The following is a 12,339-nucleotide window of genomic DNA, read 5'->3' on the forward strand; positions in this document are numbered from 1 at the left end:
TCATGCTAGCAGGGTTTTGTCGGCATCTATGTCAGGAGAGAAAACTGGAGTAAAAAATGAAGGAAATCAAACAGGAGCGGATCGGACCAGTTTATCCGGATATGCTGCCCAGCACCGGGTTTTGAACAAGGTTTGACTTGCTTCGCCGAAAGCCCTGCGCTAACCCTCGCCGCGTTGCAGCATAGAGCCCCCTAAAACGGTTCAGTGATTAAACTGTCACGCTTCCGCAAGTGGGTCCGGTGCTGTAATCAGAGTGGATTGGCCGCCAACGGAAAGCTGCAGCATGAACGCATTGTTGAGTTCGTACCTGCCCATCGTCCTGTTCATCGGCGTGGCGCTGGTCGTCGGCCTGGCGCTGCTTGCCGCACCCTTCCTGGTGGCCTACCGCAACCCCGATCCGGAAAAGCTTTCCGCCTATGAGTGCGGCTTCAACTCGTTCGACGACGCCCGCATGAAGTTCGACATCCGCTTCTATCTGGTGTCGATCCTGTTCATCATCTTCGATCTGGAGGTGGCCTTCCTGTTTCCGTGGGCAGTGTCTTTCAGCCAGATCGGCATGCTCGGTTTCTGGTCGATGATGGTGTTTTTGGCGGTGCTGACCATCGGCTTTGCCTATGAATGGAAAAAAGGAGCGCTGGAATGGGATTGAGCGACAATTCCGGCACGCTCGTCGCGCCGAAGCCAAAAGGCATTCTCGACCCCAGCACCGGAAAGCCGGTCGGGGCGAATGATCCCTTCTTCCTCGAGATCAACGACGAGCTTGCCGACAAGGGCTTTCTCGTCACCTCGACCGAGGCGCTGATCACCTGGGCGCGCAGCGGCTCGCTGATGTTCATGACCTTCGGTCTTGCCTGCTGCGCGGTCGAGATGATCCACACCTCGATGCCGCGCTACGACTCGGAGAGGTTCGGCGTCGCGCCGCGCGCGTCTCCGCGCCAGTCCGACATCATGATCGTCGCCGGCACGCTGACCAACAAGATGGCGCCGGCGCTGCGCAAGGTCTACGACCAGATGCCGGAACCGCGCTACGTCATCTCGATGGGCTCCTGCGCCAATGGCGGCGGCTATTACCACTATTCCTATTCGGTGGTGCGCGGCTGCGACCGCGTCGTGCCGGTCGACATCTACGTGCCCGGCTGTCCGCCGAGCGCGGAAGCGCTGCTCTACGGCATCCTTCTGCTGCAAAAGAAGATCCGCCGCACCGGCACGATCGAGCGGTAAATCACAATGGATGGAGCTCAGATTATTTATGGCAACCCTGAGCCTTGGCTGGGTTTGATGTTCAAAGCGCTTGACCAGCGATTTGCGGAAACTGACTCTGGTTCGAGGTTTTATTCTTCGGCGCTTTCAATAGACACGAAATTTGGTGCTGCTGGTGTGGGCATCGACATCCTATTGAATGATTGGGAACCCGAGCCGACAGACGAGCCACGAATAGTCTTTTATCATGGCGACTTGAAACTGCGTTCGCTTGGCGATCGAACCAAGAACCTGATTGCTGAAATGTCGGCCAGGCTTTCCTCTACTTCGTCAGGCCAGGGGACAGCTACCGAAAAGTTGTTTGTGGAGTGCGTTGCCCTAAACGGTGACCCCGCAAATCTGGAAACCCGGCAGTTTGTCGGAAAGCTGTTCTTTGGCGAGCCGGGTGACGACAATGAATGTCAGGTTTTTTTGACCATTGACGCCGCTAGGGAGAGCGGTTGGTTTGGTGAGAAAGATGCGGAAGACTCGCGCAAGATCCTAGATTGGTTGGCGAGGTTGTCATGAGCCTATCGTTGAATGAACTCTCGACCTATCTCGGCGAGAAGCTGAGCGGCCGGATCGGCGAAGCGGTGTTTGCCTATGGCGAACTCACCATCTCGGTCGAGCCGCACGATCTGATCGAGGTGGTGAACTTCCTGCGCGACGATCCAAAATGCCAGTTCATCTCGATCATCGACGTCTGCGGCGCTGATTATCCATCGCGGGCCAAGCGCTTCGACGTCGTCTATCACCTGCTGTCGCCGAAGCAGAATGTTCGTATCCGGCTCAAGGTCCAGGCCGACGAAGAGACGGTGGTGCCGTCGATCACCGGCGTTTATCCCGGCGCCGACTGGTTCGAACGCGAAACCTACGATCTCTATGGCGTGCTGTTTTCGGGCCATCCCGATCTCAGGCGGATCCTGACGGACTACGGCTTCGAAGGGCATCCGCTGCGCAAGGATTTCCCGCTGACCGGCTTCGTCGAGGTGCGCTACGACGACGAGGCCAAGCGCGTCATCTACGAGCCGGTGGAATTGAAGCAGGAATTCCGCAATTTCGATTTTCTGTCGCCGTGGGAAGGTACGGATTACGTGCTTCCAGGCGACGAAAAAGCCAAGACGAATTGAGACGCCAAAATGGCTGAAACTTCCGTCCGCAACTTCAATATCAACTTTGGGCCTCAGCACCCTGCTGCCCATGGTGTTTTGCGGTTGGTTCTAGAACTCGATGGCGAAGTCGTCGATCGCGTTGATCCGCATATCGGGCTGTTGCATCGCGGCACCGAAAAGCTGATCGAAGCCAAAACCTATCTGCAGGCCGTGCCTTATCTCGACCGGCTCGATTACTGCGCGCCGATGAACCAGGAGCATGCCTTTGCGCTGGCCGCAGAGCGGCTGCTCGGCATCGAGGTGCCGAAGCGCGGACAGCTGATCCGCGTGCTTTATTGCGAAATCGGCCGCATCATGTCGCACATCCTCAATGTGACGACGCAGGCGATGGATGTCGGCGCGCTGACGCCGCCTCTCTGGGGCTTCGTCGAGCGCGAAAAACTCATGGTGTTCTACGAGCGGGCCAGCGGCTCGCGCATGCATGCGGCCTATTTCCGGCCCGGCGGCGTCCACCAGGACCTGCCGCAGCAACTGGTCGAGGATATCGGCAACTGGATCGATCCGTTCCTGAAATCGCTCGACGACCTCGACGCACTGCTGACCGGCAACCGCATCTTCAAGCAGCGCAATGTCGACATCGGCACCGTCTCGCTGGCCGATGCCTGGGCCTGGGGCTTTTCGGGCGTCATGGTGCGCGGCTCCGGCGTCGCCTGGGATCTGCGCAAGTCGCAACCTTACGAATGCTATGCCGAGATGGATTTCGACATTCCAATCGGCAGGAACGGCGACTGCTTCGACCGTTACCTCGTACGCATGGAAGAGATGCGCCAGTCGGCGAAAATCATGCGCCAGTGCGTCGACCTGCTGCTCGGCAAGGAAGGCACGGGGCCGGTGTCAAACCTCGACGGCAAAGTGGTGCCGCCAAAGCGCGCGGCGATGAAGCGTTCGATGGAAGCGCTGATCCATCACTTCAAGCTCTACACCGAAGGCTATCGCGTGCCGGCGGGCGAGGTCTATGCGGCGGTCGAAGCGCCGAAGGGCGAGTTCGGCGTCTATCTGGTCTCGGACGGGACCAACAAGCCCTACCGCTGCAAGCTGCGCGCGCCCGGCTTCGCGCATCTGCAAGCCATGGACTTTTTGTGCCGCGGCCACATGCTGGCCGACGTCACTGCCGTTCTCGGCTCCCTCGACATCGTTTTCGGGGAGGTCGATCGCTGATGATGAGAGTGGCCCGATTCTCACAGGCGTTCATAGCGGCGGGATGTCTTGCCGCCTCCACCGAAACGACCCTTGCCGGCTCCGCTGAGGAGCTTTCATCAACCGATCTTCTCAAGGATGGATTCAAGCTTGTCGCTGAAGGCGACCTGCTCACTGTGCGCGGCTTGAGCACCCAGGCCCCATCAATGGATGAGGGTATTCTCGTGCATGGTCGGTCGCCAACACCGTCCAACTGCGCGGCCTACAACAACCTGGTGGCATCATTGATGCCTGAAGAATACCGTTGCAAACCAATAGCTTGGGTGTATAGCCACCACGATCAGTACATCCGCTTGAAGCGTGGAAATGAAGAGTTCGTATGCGTGTTTGGACGATCCGAGGATTGCTATCGCTCCTACAGCTCTGGCCATTAGAAACATAAAAGCGAAAATCATGTCAGTCCGCCGTCTCGCAGAAGCCAGCCTCCAGCCAGCCGCCTTCGCCTTCAACCGGGCGAATGCGGCAGCGGCGAAGCAATGGATCAAGAAGTATCCCAAGGGCCGCGAGCAGTCGGCGATCATCCCCTTGCTGATGCTGGCGCAGGAGCAGGAAGGCTGGGTGACCAAGGCGGCGATCGAGACGATCTCCGACATGCTCGACATGCCTTACATCCGTGGGCTCGAAGTTGCGACCTTCTACACCCAATACCAGCTCAATCCGGTCGGCACCCGCGCGCATATCCAGGTCTGCGGCACCACGCCCTGCATGCTGCGCGGCTCGGAAGCGCTGATGGATGTGTGCCGCTCCAAGATCCATCACGACCAGTTCCATACCAACGACAAGGGCACGCTGTCGTGGGAAGAGGTCGAATGCCTTGGCGCCTGCGTCAACGCGCCGATGGTGATGATTTTCAAGGACACGTTCGAGGATTTGACGCCGGAGCGGCTGGCCGAGATCATCGATCTCTATGAGGCCGGCAAGGGCGCTTCGGTGAAGCCGGGGCCGCAGAACGGCCGCATCACCTCCGAGCCGATCACCGGCCTGACGACGCTGAAGAACGAAAAGGCGATCCTGAAGACGACCCGCGACAGGGAAGCCAAGGCAGCCGCCAAGGCAGCCAGGGAGGCAGCGCCAGCGGCAATTGTCGCAACGCCAGCCGCTCCGGCCCAGGCACCGGCCGGCCCCGTTGCGCCGTCGAAGGCCAGCAAGCCGAAGACCGATGCGCCCGAAACCAGCCCGGCGCTGAAGTCGCCTTCGCCGGTCAGGGTGGCACCAGAGACGGAAAAGGCGGCGAGCGTCAGAGCACCGCGGCATTCGGCCGCCAACGCCAACAAGGCCGCGCCGGAAGTCGAAAAGGTTTTGAAACAGCGCAGCGGTCCCATAATCAAGGCTGAGCCAGCGGCCGCTTTCAAGGCGCCGGAAGCCAAGGGCACGCAGCTCGGCGCTGCCGGTAAGACGGCCGCCTCGAAGACGACCAATGCCAAGCCTGCCAAGCCTTCGCTCGAGGACAAGAACCGGCCGGCCGGAATCGCAAGGCCGGCATTGGTCGACGATCTCAAGCTGATCTCAGGCGTCGGTCCGAAGATCGAGGGCATCCTGCATTCGCTGGGCATCTTCACTTACGCGCAAGTCGCGTCCTGGAAGAAAGCCGAGCGCGAATGGGTAGACGGCTACCTCAGCTTCCACGGCCGCATCGAGCGCGAAGGCTGGGTCAAGCAGGCCAAGGCGCTCGCCAAGGACGGGGTCGCCGAATACATCCGCGTCTTTGGCAAGAAACCGGTCTGAGGGAAGAACAATGCTTCAGGACAGAGACCGCATCTTCAACAACATCTACGGCCGCTTCGACAAGTCGCTGGCCGGCGCGATGGCGCGCGGCGCCTGGGACAACACGCCCGGCATCATCGCCAAGGGGCGCGACTGGATCGTCAACGAGATGAAGGCATCAGGCTTGCGCGGCCGCGGCGGCGCCGGCTTTCCGACCGGGTTGAAATGGTCGTTCATGCCCAAGCAGAGCGACGGCCGGCCGAGCTATCTCGTCGTCAACGCCGACGAATCCGAGCCCGGCACCTGCAAGGACCGCGACATATTGCGCCACGATCCGCATACGCTGGTCGAGGGCTGCCTGATCGCCGGCTTCGCCATGGGCGCGATCGCCGCCTACATCTATGTGCGCGGCGAGTTCATCCGCGAGCGCGAGGCGCTGCAGCGCGCGATCGACGAGGCCTATGAGGCCAAGCTGATCGGCAAGAACAATACGTCCGGCTACGATTTCGACATCTACATGCACCATGGCGCCGGCGCCTATATCTGCGGCGAGGAAACGGCGCTGCTCGAAAGCCTCGAAGGCAAGAAGGGCCAGCCGCGGCTGAAGCCGCCGTTCCCGGCCAATGTCGGCCTCTATGGCTGCCCGACGACGGTCAACAATGTCGAGTCCATCGCCGTGACGCCGACCATTTTGCGCCGCGGCGCTGCCTGGTTCTCGTCCATCGGCCGGCCCAACAATGTCGGCACCAAGCTGTTCTGCATCTCCGGCCACGTCAACAATCCGTGCACCGTCGAAGAAGCGATGTCGATCCCATTCCGCGAACTGATCGAGACGCATTGCGGCGGCATTCGCGGCGGCTGGGACAATCTGCTGGCGGTCATTCCGGGCGGCGCTTCGGTGCCGCTGGTGCCGGCGGAGCAGATCATCGACGCGCCGATGGATTTCGATGCGCTACGCGACCTGAAATCGGGCCTCGGTACGGCGGCCGTCATTGTCATGGACAAATCGACCGATATCGTGAAGGCGATTGCCCGGCTTTCCTACTTCTACAAGCACGAGAGTTGCGGCCAGTGCACGCCGTGCCGCGAAGGCACCGGCTGGATGTGGCGGGTGATGGAGCGGCTGGTGCGCGGCGAGGCGCAGAAGCGTGAGATCGACATGCTGCTAGACGTGACCAAACAGGTCGAAGGCCACACGATCTGCGCGCTGGGCGATGCGGCGGCATGGCCGATCCAAGGCCTGATGCGGCATTTCCGTGGCGAGGTGGAGCGGCGTATCGACGAGTTTTCCCGCAACGCGCACCGCGCAGAGCCGGTGATGGTGGCGGCAGAATAGAGACGAATTCGAAATACGGGCACGTGCCCGATTGGAATGCGGGCACGTGCCCGATTTGAAATACGGGCAAGTGCCCGATTTGAGGAAATAGGCCGGGGTATACGGAAGAAACGACCAGGAGACCACCTATGTCGCTGAATTCGAGACTCGATCATTTGATGCCAGATTTGGACCCATTCAAGAAGATGAACCAGGACCTGACCAGGATGATGCCGAAGGAGATGGCGAGCGCCGTCAATCTCCTGGCGCATCCTGTCGCGGGGGCGGCAGCGATGTCGGCGTTCGGCATTGGGCTTGCAAATCATGCCTTTGGGGTATGGATGGGCGTGCTCTCGGGCGCCGCCGAGGCCTCGCAACGGCTCTTCCAGCCGGTGGTCGACGATTTCGATGCCAGGGTCGAACGCTTTTCGGCGGCAGGGACAAGCTCCTCGACCAAGGCGCGGGCGGCGACGAAAACTCTGATCGCCGAGGCACAGTCCTTCGCCAAGAACGTGAATGACATGGCGGCGAACAGCATGGATGGTGCACGAAATGTAACGGATTCGGATGCGGCCGCCGCTCCGGCCCGGTTGATGCCCGAGGATTTCAAGCAGCCCCAGGCCATGGATCGTCCGGCAAATCCGGCCGACCTCAAGGCGATATCGGGCATCGGGCCGAAGCTGGAAGAGGTGCTGAACGGCTTGGGCATCTGGACGTACGGCCAGATCGCGGCATGGACGCCGGAAGAGATCGCCTGGGTTGACGATTATCTGTCGTTCAAGGGCCGCGTCGGTCGCGACGACTGGCTTGGCCAGGCGGCGGTGCTGGCCGCGGCCAAACATTGAATTCAATGCCGGGCGCGGTTTCGGCTGCGCCCGGAAAGAAAGATTGCGGAATGTCCGCAGGGGTTTGAGACGACATGGCAAAGCTCAAGGTCGACGGGAAAGAGATTACTGTACCCGACCACTACACGCTGCTGCAGGCAGCCGAGGACGCCGGCGCGGAAGTGCCGCGCTTCTGCTTCCATGAGCGGCTGTCGATCGCCGGCAATTGCCGCATGTGCCTGATCGAGGTGAAAGGCGGGCCACCCAAGCCGCAGGCATCCTGTGCCATGGGCGTGCGCGATCTGCGCCCCGGCCCGAATGGCGAAACGCCGGAAATCTTCACCAACACGCCGATGGTCAAGAAGGCTCGAGAAGGCGTGATGGAATTCCTGCTGATCAACCATCCGCTCGATTGCCCGATCTGCGACCAGGGCGGCGAATGCGACCTGCAGGACCAGGCGATGGCGTTCGGCGTCGATTCCTCGCGCTATCACGAGAACAAGCGGGCGGTCGAAGACAAATATATCGGGCCGCTGGTCAAGACGATCATGAACCGCTGCATCCATTGCACGCGCTGCGTCCGCTTCACCACCGAAATCGCCGGCATTTCAGAGCTCGGCCTGATCGGCCGCGGCGAGGACGCCGAGATCACCACCTATCTCGAAAGCGCGATGACCTCGGAACTGCAGGGCAACGTCATCGACCTTTGCCCGGTCGGTGCGCTGACCTCCAAACCATACGCCTTCCAGGCGCGGCCGTGGGAACTGACCAAGACCGAATCCATCGATGTCATGGACGCCGTTGGCTCGGCGATCCGCGTCGATTCCAGAGGCCGCGAGGTGATGCGCATCCTGCCGCGTACCAACGAGGCGGTGAACGAGGAGTGGATTTCCGACAAGACCCGCTTCATCTGGGACGGCTTGCGCACCCAGCGCCTCGACCGGCCATACGTACGCAAGAACGGCAAGCTGGCCCCGGCAAGCTGGGCCGAGGCTTTCTCCGCGATCAAGGAAGCGGTGTCGAGGACCGCACCCGACAAGATCGGCGCCATATCAGGCGATCTTGCCGCCGTCGAGGAGATCTATGCGCTGAAGCTGCTGATGGCTTCGCTCGGCTCGAAGAACACCGACTGCCGCCAGGATGGCGCTGCGCTCGATCCGTCGCTCGGCCGGGCAAGCTATATCTTCAACCCGACCATCGAGGGCATCGAGCAGGCGGACGCGGTGCTGATCATCGGCGCCAACCCGCGCTTCGAGGCGTCCTTGCTCAACGCCCGCATCCGCAAGCGCTGGCGGGTCGGCAACCTGCCGGTCGGCGTCATCGGCGATGTCGGCGATACGCGCTACGACTATGAACAGCTCGGCGCCGGAACGGAATCGCTGAAGGATCTGGCCGACGGCAATGGCAAGTTCTTCCAGGTGCTGAAGAAGGCGACGCATCCGCTTGTTATCGTCGGCCAAGGTGCGCTGGCACGCTCGGATGGCGCGGCCGTGCTCGGCCAGGCGGCGAAGCTTAGCCTGGCCGTCAATGCCGCGAGAGCCGACTGGAACGGCTTTGCCGTGCTGCACACTGCGGCGGGACGTGTCGGCGGTCTTGATGTCGGCTTCGTGCCGGGCGAGGGCGGCAAGAACGTCGCCGGCATGCTGGGCGACATGGACGTGCTGTTCCTGCTCGGCGCCGACGAGATCGCCATGGCCAAGACCGGCGCCGCCTTCGTCGTCTATATCGGCACGCATGGCGACCACGGTGCGCACCGCGCCGACGTCATCCTGCCGGGCGCCGCCTATACCGAAAAGTCGGGCACCTACGTCAACACCGAGGGCCGCGTGCAGCAGACCAACCGTGCCGGCTTCGCGCCGGGCGATGCGCGCGAGGACTGGGCGATCCTGCGGGCGCTGTCGGATGTGCTGGGCAAGAGGTTGTCGTTCGATTCACTGCCGCAGCTTCGCGCAAAACTCTATGGCGAATATCCGCATCTCGCCCGCATCGACCAGGTGGCGGCCGGCAATGCTGACGACGTCGCCAAGGTGGCGAAGCTCGGCGGGCGGCTGAACAAGGGCGCTTTCACCTCGCCGGTCAAGGATTTCTACCTGACCAACCCGATCGCGCGGGCTTCCGCGGTGATGGCGGAATGCTCGGCGCTGGCGAAAAACGGCTTCAGGCAGGCGGCGGAATAAGCATGGACACCTTCTTCTCCTTCTACGTGCTGCCGGCGCTGATCATCCTGTTGAAGTCGGTCGTGCTGATCGTCGTGCTGTTGATCTTCGTCGCCTACATCCTGTACGCGGACCGCAAGATCTGGGCGGCGGTACAATTGCGCCGCGGTCCGAACGTCGTCGGCCCATGGGGCACGCTGCAGGCTTTCGCCGACCTGCTGAAGTTCGTGTTCAAGGAGCCGGTGATTCCGTCCGGCGCCAACAAGGGCGTTTTTCTGCTGGCTCCGCTGGTGTCAGCGGTGCTGGCGATCTCGGCCTGGGCGGTCATCCCGGTCAATGAGGGCTGGGCGATCGCCAACGTCAATGTCGGCATCCTCTACGTCTTCGCCATCTCCTCGCTCGAGGTCTATGGCGTGATCATGGGCGGCTGGGCGTCCAACTCGAAATATCCGTTCCTCGGCGCGCTGCGCTCGGCGGCGCAAATGGTGTCCTACGAAGTCTCGATCGGTTTCGTCATCATTACCGTGCTGCTTTGCGTCGGCTCGCTCAACCTCTCCGACATCGTGCTGTCGCAGCAGGATGGGCTGGGCACGCGGGTTGGCCTGCCCAACACCTTCCTCGACTGGCATTGGCTGTCGCTGTTTCCGATGTTCGTCATCTTCTTCATCTCGGCGCTGGCCGAGACGAACCGCCCGCCTTTCGACCTGGTGGAAGCCGAATCGGAACTCGTCGCCGGCCATATGGTCGAGTATTCGTCGACGCCGTTCCTGCTGTTCTTCCTCGGCGAATATGTCGCCATCGTGCTGATGTGCGCGCTGGCCACCATCCTGTTCCTCGGCGGCTGGCTGCCGCCCTTCGACTTCGCTCCCTTCACCTGGGTGCCGGGCCTGATCTGGTTCGTGCTCAAGGTCTGCCTGGTGTTCTTCATGATCTCGATGGTGAAGGCCTTCGTGCCGCGCTACCGCTACGACCAGCTGATGCGGCTTGGCTGGAAGGTCTTCCTGCCGATCTCGCTGGCGATGGTGGTGATTGTCGCCGCGTTCCTCAAGATCACGGGGTTTGCGTGATGTCTGCTCTAGCCCAAGCCGCAAAATCGCTGCTCCTGCAGGACTTCGTCAGCGCTTTCTTCCTGTCGATGCGCCAGTTCTTCGCGCCGAAGGAGACGATCAACTATCCGCATGAGAAGGGGCCGACCAGTCCGCGCTTCCGCGGCGAGCATGCGCTGCGCCGCTATCCGAACGGCGAGGAACGCTGCATCGCCTGCAAATTGTGCGAGGCGATCTGCCCGGCGCAGGCCATCACCATCGAGGCCGGCCCGCGCCGCAACGACGGCACGCGCCGCACCGTGCGCTACGATATCGATATGGTGAAGTGCATCTATTGCGGCTTCTGTCAGGAGGCCTGCCCGGTCGACGCCATCGTCGAGGGGCCGAATTTCGAATTCGCGACCGAGACGCGCGAGGAACTTTATTACGACAAGGACAAGCTGCTGGCCAATGGCGACCGCTGGGAGCGCGAACTGGCGCGCAACATCTCGCTGGATGCGCCGTACCGCTGACATTTGACGCATGGACGAGGCGAGGGGCCTCGTTCAGAGGATGATCCCGAAAAGTTGCAGACTTTTCGGACAAGATCATCCTCCGGAATTGAAAGTGTCGCATGTTTCTTTTCGATCGGGTCTTTGAACCCGATCGAAACATGCGATAGGAACACGAAACTTGCCGACCGGAGGCGGTGGCAAATATCGAGCAGCGCGCGAGTGGTGCTCGAACAGGAACCCGGGGGAACCCATGCTGAATGGACTAGAGGCGGCTTTTTTCTACCTCTTCGCCTTTGTCGCGGTGGCGTCGGCGTTCATGGTCATTTCGGCGCGCAATCCCGTGCATTCCGTGCTGTTCCTGATCCTGACCTTCTTCAATGCCGCGGGCCTGTTCATGCTGACCGGCGCCGAGTTCTTGGCGATGATCCTGCTCGTCGTCTATGTCGGCGCGGTCATGGTGCTGTTCCTGTTCGTCGTCATGATGCTCGACGTCGATTTCGCCGAGATGAAGGAAGGCTCCCTGCAATACGCGCCGATCGGCGCGCTGATCGGGCTGATCCTGGCGGCTGAACTGATCGTCGTGCTCGGCGGCTATACGTTCGCGCCGCAACTGGCCGCGACGGTTTCGAAACCCATTCCGGACCTTGCCGCGCGCTCGAACACGGCAGCGCTCGGCGACATCCTCTATACGGACTACCTCTACTATTTCCAGATCGCAGGCCTTGTGCTGCTGGTCGCCATGATCGGCGCCATCGTGCTGACGCTGCGCCACAAGCCGGGCGTCAAGCGGCAGTCGATATCAGCCCAGGTCGGCCGCACGCCGGCAACGGGAATGGAAATCCGCAAGGTCAAGACGGGCGAAGGAATCTGAGATGACCGTCGGCATCGCGCACTATCTCACCGTATCGGCGATCCTGTTCACGCTCGGCGTGTTCGGCATTTTCCTGAACCGCAGGAACATCATCGTCATCCTGATGTCGATCGAGCTGATCCTGCTCGCGGTCAACATCAATTTCGTCGCCTTCTCGGCCGCACTCGGCGATCTCGTCGGCCAGGTGTTCGCGCTGTTCGTGCTGACGGTCGCGGCGGCTGAAGCGGCGATCGGCCTCGCCATTCTCGTCGTCTTCTTCCGCAACCGCGGTTCGATCGCGGTCGAAGACGTGAACATGATGAAGGGTTGACGGAAACCACC

The 12,339-nt window shown here is 61.4% G+C and carries 14 protein-coding genes; all 14 read left to right on the forward strand.

All coding sequences use genetic code 11. The features are described 5' to 3' along the window. Nucleotides 1-283: 283 nt before the first annotated feature. The 14 genes from AC0L3L_RS04805 (at nt 284) to nuoK (ending at nt 12,328) form a co-directional block, all read left to right on the forward strand. A complete protein-coding gene (locus AC0L3L_RS04805) occupies nt 284-649 on the forward strand; it encodes an NADH-quinone oxidoreductase subunit A (protein ID WP_023798850.1) in 366 nt (121 codons plus the stop codon). After that, complete coding sequence (locus tag AC0L3L_RS04810) at nt 640-1,221, forward strand: NuoB/complex I 20 kDa subunit family protein (protein WP_023798851.1); 582 nt, start codon at nt 640-642, stop codon at nt 1,219-1,221. Before AC0L3L_RS04805 ends, AC0L3L_RS04810 begins: the two co-directional genes overlap by 10 nt. A gap of 6 nt (nt 1,222-1,227) precedes the next feature. After that, nucleotides 1,228-1,767, forward strand: coding sequence for a hypothetical protein (locus AC0L3L_RS04815; protein ID WP_473636745.1), 540 nt, complete (start codon nt 1,228-1,230; stop codon nt 1,765-1,767). Continuing rightward, a complete protein-coding gene (locus AC0L3L_RS04820) occupies nt 1,764-2,369 on the forward strand; it encodes an NADH-quinone oxidoreductase subunit C (protein ID WP_473636746.1) in 606 nt (201 codons plus the stop codon). The genes AC0L3L_RS04815 and AC0L3L_RS04820 overlap by 4 nt, the downstream gene beginning before the upstream one ends. Nucleotides 2,370-2,378: 9 nt before the next feature. Further along, nucleotides 2,379-3,569, forward strand: coding sequence for an NADH-quinone oxidoreductase subunit D (locus AC0L3L_RS04825; RefSeq protein WP_473636747.1), 1,191 nt, complete (start codon nt 2,379-2,381; stop codon nt 3,567-3,569). Then, on the forward strand, nt 3,569-3,982 hold the full coding sequence (locus AC0L3L_RS04830) for a hypothetical protein (protein ID WP_473636748.1): 414 nt from the start codon (nt 3,569-3,571) through the stop codon (nt 3,980-3,982). Before AC0L3L_RS04825 ends, AC0L3L_RS04830 begins: the two co-directional genes overlap by 1 nt. 19 nt (nt 3,983-4,001) lie before the next feature. Beyond that, entirely contained in the window at nt 4,002-5,333 is a 1,332-nt protein-coding gene (locus tag AC0L3L_RS04835) for an NADH-quinone oxidoreductase subunit E (protein ID WP_473636749.1), read from the forward strand. A 10-nt stretch (nt 5,334-5,343) separates the two neighbouring features. Then, a complete protein-coding gene (gene nuoF / locus AC0L3L_RS04840) occupies nt 5,344-6,648 on the forward strand; it encodes an NADH-quinone oxidoreductase subunit NuoF (protein ID WP_473636750.1) in 1,305 nt (434 codons plus the stop codon). Nucleotides 6,649-6,776: 128 nt separating this feature from the next. Beyond that, nucleotides 6,777-7,472, forward strand: coding sequence for an NADH-ubiquinone dehydrogenase (locus AC0L3L_RS04845; protein WP_473636751.1), 696 nt, complete (start codon nt 6,777-6,779; stop codon nt 7,470-7,472). A gap of 74 nt (nt 7,473-7,546) precedes the next feature. Continuing rightward, entirely contained in the window at nt 7,547-9,628 is a 2,082-nt protein-coding gene (gene nuoG, locus AC0L3L_RS04850) for an NADH-quinone oxidoreductase subunit NuoG (RefSeq protein WP_473636752.1), read from the forward strand. Between the two features lie 2 nt (nt 9,629-9,630). Then, nucleotides 9,631-10,674: an NADH-quinone oxidoreductase subunit NuoH gene (gene nuoH / locus AC0L3L_RS04855; RefSeq protein WP_473636753.1), complete on the forward strand. Its 1,044-nt coding sequence runs from the start codon at nt 9,631-9,633 to the stop codon at nt 10,672-10,674. Then, nucleotides 10,674-11,165 carry an NADH-quinone oxidoreductase subunit NuoI gene (gene nuoI / locus AC0L3L_RS04860; protein WP_023798861.1) on the forward strand — a complete coding sequence of 164 codons (492 nt, stop codon included), beginning with the start codon at nt 10,674-10,676 and terminating at the stop codon, nt 11,163-11,165. Before nuoH ends, nuoI begins: the two co-directional genes overlap by 1 nt. 232 nt (nt 11,166-11,397) lie before the next feature. Continuing rightward, the gene (locus AC0L3L_RS04865) at nt 11,398-12,018 is read left to right on the forward strand and encodes an NADH-quinone oxidoreductase subunit J (RefSeq protein ID WP_473636754.1); all 621 of its coding nucleotides are present in this window, start codon (nt 11,398-11,400) and stop codon (nt 12,016-12,018) included. Between the two features lies 1 nt (nt 12,019). After that, on the forward strand, nt 12,020-12,328 hold the full coding sequence (nuoK, locus tag AC0L3L_RS04870; RefSeq protein ID WP_006335669.1) for an NADH-quinone oxidoreductase subunit NuoK: 309 nt from the start codon (nt 12,020-12,022) through the stop codon (nt 12,326-12,328). The last annotated feature ends 11 nt before the right edge of the window (nt 12,329-12,339 follow it).

It is taken from the genome of Mesorhizobium sp. WSM4849, assembly GCF_055811385.1.

Bases quoted from the DNA above. Each gene is read 5' to 3' on its own strand.
- nuoH (WP_473636753.1), top strand. From the start codon at position 9,631: ATGGACACCTTCTTCTCCTTCTACGTGCTGCCGGCGCTGATCATCCTG.
- nuoF (WP_473636750.1), top strand. From the start codon at position 5,344: ATGCTTCAGGACAGAGACCGCATCTTCAACAACATCTACGGCCGCTTC.
- AC0L3L_RS04830 (WP_473636748.1), top strand. From the start codon at position 3,569: ATGATGAGAGTGGCCCGATTCTCACAGGCGTTCATAGCGGCGGGATGT.
- nuoK (WP_006335669.1), top strand. From the start codon at position 12,020: ATGACCGTCGGCATCGCGCACTATCTCACCGTATCGGCGATCCTGTTC.
- AC0L3L_RS04805 (WP_023798850.1), top strand. From the start codon at position 284: ATGAACGCATTGTTGAGTTCGTACCTGCCCATCGTCCTGTTCATCGGC.
- AC0L3L_RS04825 (WP_473636747.1), top strand. From the start codon at position 2,379: ATGGCTGAAACTTCCGTCCGCAACTTCAATATCAACTTTGGGCCTCAG.
- AC0L3L_RS04865 (WP_473636754.1), top strand. From the start codon at position 11,398: ATGCTGAATGGACTAGAGGCGGCTTTTTTCTACCTCTTCGCCTTTGTC.
- AC0L3L_RS04835 (WP_473636749.1), top strand. From the start codon at position 4,002: ATGTCAGTCCGCCGTCTCGCAGAAGCCAGCCTCCAGCCAGCCGCCTTC.
- AC0L3L_RS04820 (WP_473636746.1), top strand. From the start codon at position 1,764: ATGAGCCTATCGTTGAATGAACTCTCGACCTATCTCGGCGAGAAGCTG.
- AC0L3L_RS04815 (WP_473636745.1), top strand. From the start codon at position 1,228: ATGGATGGAGCTCAGATTATTTATGGCAACCCTGAGCCTTGGCTGGGT.
- nuoG (WP_473636752.1), top strand. From the start codon at position 7,547: ATGGCAAAGCTCAAGGTCGACGGGAAAGAGATTACTGTACCCGACCAC.
- AC0L3L_RS04810 (WP_023798851.1), top strand. From the start codon at position 640: ATGGGATTGAGCGACAATTCCGGCACGCTCGTCGCGCCGAAGCCAAAA.
- nuoI (WP_023798861.1), top strand. From the start codon at position 10,674: ATGTCTGCTCTAGCCCAAGCCGCAAAATCGCTGCTCCTGCAGGACTTC.
- AC0L3L_RS04845 (WP_473636751.1), top strand. From the start codon at position 6,777: ATGTCGCTGAATTCGAGACTCGATCATTTGATGCCAGATTTGGACCCA.